Here is a 6405-nt window from a genome sequence, read left to right on the forward strand (position 1 = left end):
CCGCAACCGCCAACTGCCTGGGGAGTGACTTACGGCGCGATCGTGCTTTTGCTGCTGATTGCCGTTACCCGCACGCCGGTGATTGCGCCGCCCGACAGCCGCTACCTGCTTGCCATGCTCTATCTCGCCGCAATCGGCTCGGTGGTCGGCTTCACCACCTATCTGATGCTGGTCGCACGCATCGGCTCGTCCAGGGCCGCGTATACGACCGTGCTTTTCCCGGTCGTCGCACTGTCGCTGTCGACGCTCTACGAGGGCTATCACTGGACCCTGCTCGGGGTCCTCGGCCTGGCACTGACGCTTGCCGGCAATGTGGTGATTTTCGCGCGGCCGGCAGTGCGGCCGGCTGGCCCGGCAGCAGCCGGTGCCGCGGCACGCTGACCGCAGGCGATCGATCGCCCTACAGCTTCGGGGTCAGCATCTCGAAGCGGTCGCGGATCGTCGAGCAGGTATCGCCGCCAAGCCTTGCTATGGCGTCGATGCCGGCCGGATCGACATGCAGGCGATCATCGACAAGGCCGTCCTGATAGTGGGCAAACAGGATTTCGCCCAGGACGATCTGCCGGGACTTGCCGAGTTCGAGACTGACATGGCGGCGGCATTCGAAGGCCGCCGGCGCCTCCTTGATCCACGGCGAAGCGACCTTTACGCCGGGCATGGCGGTCAGCCCCGCCTGCTCCAACTCGTTGACGCCGCGCGGATGTTTCGCAGCACAGGCATGCATGGCTTCGGCGATGGCAAACGAGACGATGTTGACGGTAAAGACTTCCGTCATGCGGATGTTCTCGCCGGTATGCTTGAACGACATGTCGGGATTGTTTTCCACCCCAAGTGCCAGGATCGGCGGGTCGGCCGACAGGCAGTTGAAGAAGCTGAACGGGGCAGCGTTGATGCGTCCCTCGTTGTCGACGGTGGTGACCAGCGCGATCGGCCGCGGGATGATCGTGCCGATCATCAACTTGTACTTGTCGCGCGCCGACAGCGTGGTGAAATCGAAACCTGCAGACATGCATTCTCCTCGTTGAACCAGGACCAGTTCTGCGGACATTCGGGCCTGAATTGGAAAAGAATGCCCAAGCCGCCGACAAGTCGGCACCCCCGCATCCGTCACCCTCGGGCTTGTCCCGAGGGCCTGCTCCGCTGTCATAACATCTTGTTTTTCAGCGCTTAAATCGGGAAGTGGCAACTTCGGCAGATGCCCGGCACAAGGCCGAGCATGACGTGTTCGCCAGATGCGCATTTGGTGACAGTCCGGGAGCGGCGACGCCGCTCCCAACCGTCAGGATCAGGCCCTGAGACTGCCGCCGGTGGTCTTTTCGACATTGCCGACGATCTTCTTCGTCAGCGCGTCGAAATCCTCGTCCGTCAGGGTCTTGTCGGAGGGCTGGATCAGCACTTCGATCGCCACCGACTTCTTGCCTTCGCCAACGGATGCGCCTTCGAAGACATCGAAGACGTTGACGCCTGATATAAGCTTGCGGTCGGCGCTGGTGGCCGCCTTGATGATCGCACCCGCCTCGACCGATTTCTCGACGACAAAGGCGAAGTCGCGCTTGACCATCTGGAAGGGCGAAAGCTCCAGCGCCGGCTTGGTGCGGGTCGCCTTCTTCTTCGGCTCCGGCAAGGCATCGACAAAGACTTCGAAACCGCAAAGCGCACCCGATACGTCGAGCGCTTCCAGCGTCTTCGGATGGAATTCACCGAAATAGCCGAGGATCACCTTGGGGCCGGCCTTGATCGTGCCGGACCGACCGGGATGGAACCATTCCGGTCCGCCCTGCTCGATTTGGACATTTGACATCGGTAGGCCGCAGGCTTCCAGAACCGCCAGCGCGTCGGCCTTGGCGTCATAGACGTCGACCGGCTTGCCGCCGCCCTTAGTGGCATTCGACCAGGCGCGGCCGGCGCCGGCAAGCGAAGCCGTGCCACGGCGGATACCGCCGGCGACGCGCCGCTGGCCTTCCGGCGTATCGGCCTCATAGGTGCCGGACACTTCGAAGATCGCCACATCGCCAAAACCACGGTCGGCGTTGCGCTGGGCAGCCGTCAGCAGGCCCGGCAGCAGCGAAGGCCGCATGTCCGACATGTCGGCCGCGATCGGATTGACCAGCTTCAGGGAAGGCTTGCCGCCGCCGAACAGCTTGGCATGCTCTGCCGAAATGAACGACCAGGTGACCGCTTCCATCATGCCGCGTGCGGCCAGTGCGCGCTTGGCGGTGCGGGTGCGGATCTGCAGCGTCGTCAGGATCTTGCCGTTGACCGAGCCCATCGACGGCAGCGGTTCCGGCTTGATATTGTCGACGCCGAACATGCGCATGACTTCCTCGACCAGATCGGCCTTGCCGTCGACATCCGGGCGCCAGGATGGGACCGAAACCGAGACACGTTCACCGGTACCGGAGACCTCGAAACCGAGGCCGGTCAGGATTGTCCGGGCTTCGTCATTGGACACGGTGAGGCCGGTCAGGCGCTTGACCTCCGCGAAGGGGAAATCGACGACCTTCTTCTCATGCTTCTTGTAGCCGGCTACCTTTGCCGCAGCCGCTGTGCCACCGCACATGTCGAGCACCAGCTCGGTGGTGCGCTCGAGACCGGGAACCATGTATTCCGGATCGACGCCGCGCTCGAAACGATAGCGCGCATCGGTGATGATGCCATGGCCACGGCCGGTCTTGGCGATGTTGATCGGATCCCAGAGCGCCGATTCGATCAGCACATTGACGGTGTTTTCGTCGCAGCCGGAATGTTCGCCGCCCATGATGCCGCCGATCGATTCGACGCCATTGTCATCGGCGATCACCACATTGGCCGGGTTCAGCTTGTAAGTGCGGGTGTCGAGCGCCAGCACTTCCTCGCCGACCTGGGCGCGACGCACGGTCAGCACACCCTTGACCTTGTCGGCGTCGAAGACATGCATCGGACGACCCTGGTCGAAGGTCATGTAGTTGGTGACGTCGACGAGCGCGGAGATCGGGCGAAGGCCGATGGCCAGCAGACGGGCCTGCATCCATTTCGGGCTCGGGCCGTTCTTGACGCCGCGCACCAGCCGGTAGGCAAAGCCCGGGCACAGGCGCTCGTCATCAAGCACGATCTTGACCTCGTGCGGGGTGTCACCCTCGACGGCGAAACTCGGCGCCTTCGGCTGCTTCAGCGTGCCGAGGCCGGAGGCGGCGAGATCGCGGGCGATGCCATAGATCGACGTGCAGTCCGGACGGTTCGGCGTCAGGTTGATCTCGATGACCGGATCATCCAGCCCGGCATAGGAGGCGAAGGACGTGCCAATCGGCGCATCCTCGGGCAGGTCGATGATGCCGTCGTGATTGTCGGACATGTTGAGCTCCTTTTCGGAGCACATCATGCCGTGGCTTTCGACGCCGCGGATCTTGCCGACGGCAAGCGTGACGTCGATGCCCGGCACATAGGTGCCCGGACGGGCGAGCGCACCGACCATGCCGGCGCGCGCGTTCGGCGCACCGCAAACGATCTGCACCGGCTTGCCGTCACCGGCATCCACCGTCAGCACCTTCAGCCGGTCGGCCTCGGGGTGCTTTTCCGCCGTCAGGATCCTGGCGACGATGAAAGGCTTGTAGGCCGCCTTGTCATCGACATGCTCGACTTCGAGCCCGATCGCCGTCAGGCGCTCGCAGATCTGTTCGAGGCTCGCATCGGTATCGAGATGATCTTTCAGCCAGGAGAGTGTGAATTTCATTGAACTTTCTCGTCTTCCTCAGTGCGCCTGTCGCGCAATTCACTATTCCGTCGCGGTGTCTGTCCACGTGCCTAGGCGTAACTCACGCCGCCTTCTCCGGCGCTTTCGCACCCGGGGCCTTCCAGCCGGCCAACATTCCCCGAATTGACAAATCCTCATCGACATCGGGCCAATGCACCCCGGCGAGCATGAGATGCACGTTGTTGCGCTGTGCCGGCGTCGCGTTCAGGAGCCGGGGATACCACCACAGCGGTGTCGACACCTGCCGCCCATCCGCGAGACGAACGTGAACCGTATGCAGATCGCACCATGCCTCGGTCGGGCGCTCCGCCTCTGGATAGGAATCATGCGAAATAGTCATTCCATGCCTCCAGCATCTGCTGCCTGTGTTCCTCGACCACTTCCAGTATACGTGCAAGGTCTCTCTGGCTAAAGCCCCCGGCTTCAGCGATCCTGAGATCAGCCAACCAGACCTTCGCTTCACCACCGTTCCCATCGACATGAATATGAGGCGGCTCATATCGGTCGGCGGAGTAGAAATGAAAACGGAAGCCGTATTTGCGAAGGACGGTCGGCATCAAATCATACCTCTAGCAGATCCCACGCCTCAGCCATGCGGATCCAAATTCACTGCCTCGTTTGCACCACACCTTTGTCCGAAACGTCCGGCGATCGCGCGCCTGGCGCCTTTTCGCCGAGAAGCAGGCTGATGACCGAGATATCGAGTTCGATGTCGGGCCAGTGCATGCTTTTCGGCATGAAGTCTATGTTGTTCCGTTCCACCGGCATCGCGTCCTGAAGCTGCGGATACCACCAGACCGGGACACTGACGATACGACCGTCCGTCAGTTCCACATGCAACAGGTCGTCGCCACAAAGCGCATCGACCGGCCGCATGTTATCAAGATGTTCAATCACGTCTTATTCGCCTTCAATTCTCACCGGACGGGGAGGCTTTCGCCCCGCCTGTCCGTCCCACCCCCAGCCGGGGACGGTCATCATTTCTTGCCGCTCAATTGCCCAGTCTGCTCAATTGCTCAGGCCGCCGAACAGCGTCGGCACGTCGAGCGGACGGAAGCCGTAATGGCTCATCCAGCGCACATCGGCGTTGAAGAAGTCGCGCAGGTCCGGCATGCCGTATTTCAGCATGGCGATGCGGTCGAGACCCATGCCCCAGGCAAAACCCTGGTATTCGTCCGGATCGAGACCGCCTGATCGCAGCACGTTCGGATGAACCATGCCGCAGCCGAGGATTTCCATCCAGTCGGTGCCTTCGCCGAACTTGACGATCGGTCCGCTTGAGCGGTCACACTGGATGTCGACTTCGAAAGACGGCTCGGTGAACGGGAAGAAGGACGGGCGGAAGCGCATCACGACATTGTCGACCTCGAAGAAAGTCTTGCAGAACTCCTCGAGGATCCAGCGCATGTTGGCGACATTGGCCGTCTTGTCGATCACCAGGCCCTCGACCTGATGGAACATCGGCGAATGGGTGGCGTCGCTGTCCTGGCGATAGGTCTTGCCCGGGATGACGATGCGGATCGGCGGCTTCTGCGCCTCCATGGTGCGCACCTGGACTGGCGAGGTATGGGTGCGCAGAACCTTGCGCTCGCCGTTCTCGTCCGGCTGGAGGAAAAAGGTGTCGTGCATCTCGCGGGCCGGATGGCCTTCTGGGAAATTCAGCGCGGTGAAGTTGTAATAGTCGGTCTCGATATCCGGACCTTCGGCGATCGAGAAACCCATGTCGGCGAAGATCGCGGTGATCTCGTCGACGATCTGGCTGATCGGATGAATGCGGCCGCGCTCGGCGGGCGACGAGCGCACCGGCAGCGAGACATCGAGCGTCTCGGCCTTCAGGCGGGCATTGATCGCCGCGTCCTTGAGATCGGCCTTGCGGGCAGTCAGCTGTTCGGTAACTTCATTCTTCAGCGCGTTGATCGCCGCGCCCCGGGTCTGGCGCTCATCCGGCGTCATGGCGCCCAGCGTCTTCAAGAGTTCGGAGACCGAACCCTTCTTGCCCATGGCCGCCACGCGCACTGCCTCGATCGCCAGCTCATCCGCGGCGGCGGCGATATCGGCGAGAAGCTGGGTCTTCAAACTGTCGAGATCGGACATTTTTCCGTTTCCTGCCCTTCATGTCGCGCCGTGATACCGTCACGGCCTAACGGTCAAAGAAAAACCCGCGCTAGCCCTGCCAGCGCGGGTTTCCCAATACTTGAAATTCAGTCTGGGAAGCGCTGGTTACTTGACCGCGCTTTCAAACTCGTTGGTCGTGCCGGCTTCCTTGAGGTAGGCGAGCGACTTCTTCGAAACGTCAACGAGCTTCGCGAAGGCTGCCGGCTCATGGATGGCCAGGTCGGACAGGACCTTGCGGTCGACTTCGATGCCAGCCTTGTTCAGGCCGTCGATGAAGCGGCCATACGTCAAGCCGAATTCGCGCACAGCCGCGTTGATACGCTGGATCCACAGAGCGCGGAAGTTGCGCTTGTTGACCTTGCGGTCGCGGTAGGCGAATGCCTTCGAACGGTCCACGGCAGCCTTGGCTGCGCGGATGGTGTTCTTGCGGCGGCCGTAGAAGCCCTTGGCTGCCTTGAATACTTTGTTGTGCTTGGCGCGGGAAGTTACGCCACGTTTTACGCGTGCCATGTCATGATCTCCTTATTGATCCAAAAGTGCCGGGTCTCAGAGACCGTTTG

Annotated in this window: 8 protein-coding genes; 1 reads left to right on the forward strand and 7 read right to left on the reverse strand. The window is 61.8% G+C overall.

The annotated features are described in order from the left end of the window. The coding region (locus tag PDO_RS07725; RefSeq protein WP_007600054.1) for an EamA family transporter at positions 1-381 on the forward strand (381 nt) is incomplete at its 5' end. A 19-nt stretch (positions 382-400) separates the two neighbouring features. Here PDO_RS07725 and PDO_RS07730 read toward each other — a convergent pair. The 7 genes from PDO_RS07730 to rplT form a co-directional block, all read right to left on the reverse strand. Continuing rightward, positions 401-1009, reverse strand: coding sequence for a flavin reductase family protein (locus PDO_RS07730; protein WP_007600055.1), 609 nt, complete (start codon positions 1007-1009; stop codon positions 401-403). A 276-nt stretch (positions 1010-1285) separates the two neighbouring features. Further along, positions 1286-3709: a phenylalanine--tRNA ligase subunit beta gene (gene pheT / locus PDO_RS07735; protein WP_007600056.1), complete on the reverse strand. Its 2424-nt coding sequence runs from the start codon at positions 3707-3709 to the stop codon at positions 1286-1288. An 82-nt stretch (positions 3710-3791) separates the two neighbouring features. Then, positions 3792-4070: a DUF2442 domain-containing protein gene (locus PDO_RS07740; protein WP_007600057.1), complete on the reverse strand. Its 279-nt coding sequence runs from the start codon at positions 4068-4070 to the stop codon at positions 3792-3794. Next, complete coding sequence (locus tag PDO_RS07745; RefSeq protein ID WP_007600058.1) at positions 4054-4287, reverse strand: DUF4160 domain-containing protein; 234 nt, start codon at positions 4285-4287, stop codon at positions 4054-4056. Before PDO_RS07745 ends, PDO_RS07740 begins: the two co-directional genes overlap by 17 nt. Before the next feature lie 49 nt (positions 4288-4336). After that, positions 4337-4627: a DUF2442 domain-containing protein gene (locus PDO_RS07750; RefSeq protein WP_007600059.1), complete on the reverse strand. Its 291-nt coding sequence runs from the start codon at positions 4625-4627 to the stop codon at positions 4337-4339. Positions 4628-4738: 111 nt separating this feature from the next. Continuing rightward, positions 4739-5824 (reverse strand): phenylalanine--tRNA ligase subunit alpha, encoded by a 1086-nt coding sequence (gene pheS / locus PDO_RS07755; RefSeq protein ID WP_007600060.1) that lies wholly within the window; start codon positions 5822-5824, stop codon positions 4739-4741. 126 nt (positions 5825-5950) lie between these two features. Beyond that, positions 5951-6355 carry a 50S ribosomal protein L20 gene (rplT, locus tag PDO_RS07760; protein ID WP_007600061.1) on the reverse strand — a complete coding sequence of 135 codons (405 nt, stop codon included), beginning with the start codon at positions 6353-6355 and terminating at the stop codon, positions 5951-5953. Positions 6356-6405: the final 50 nt, after the last annotated feature.

Origin of the sequence: Rhizobium sp. PDO1-076, from assembly GCF_000247475.1 — a bacterium.
Lineage (GTDB): Bacteria > Pseudomonadota > Alphaproteobacteria > Rhizobiales > Rhizobiaceae > Allorhizobium.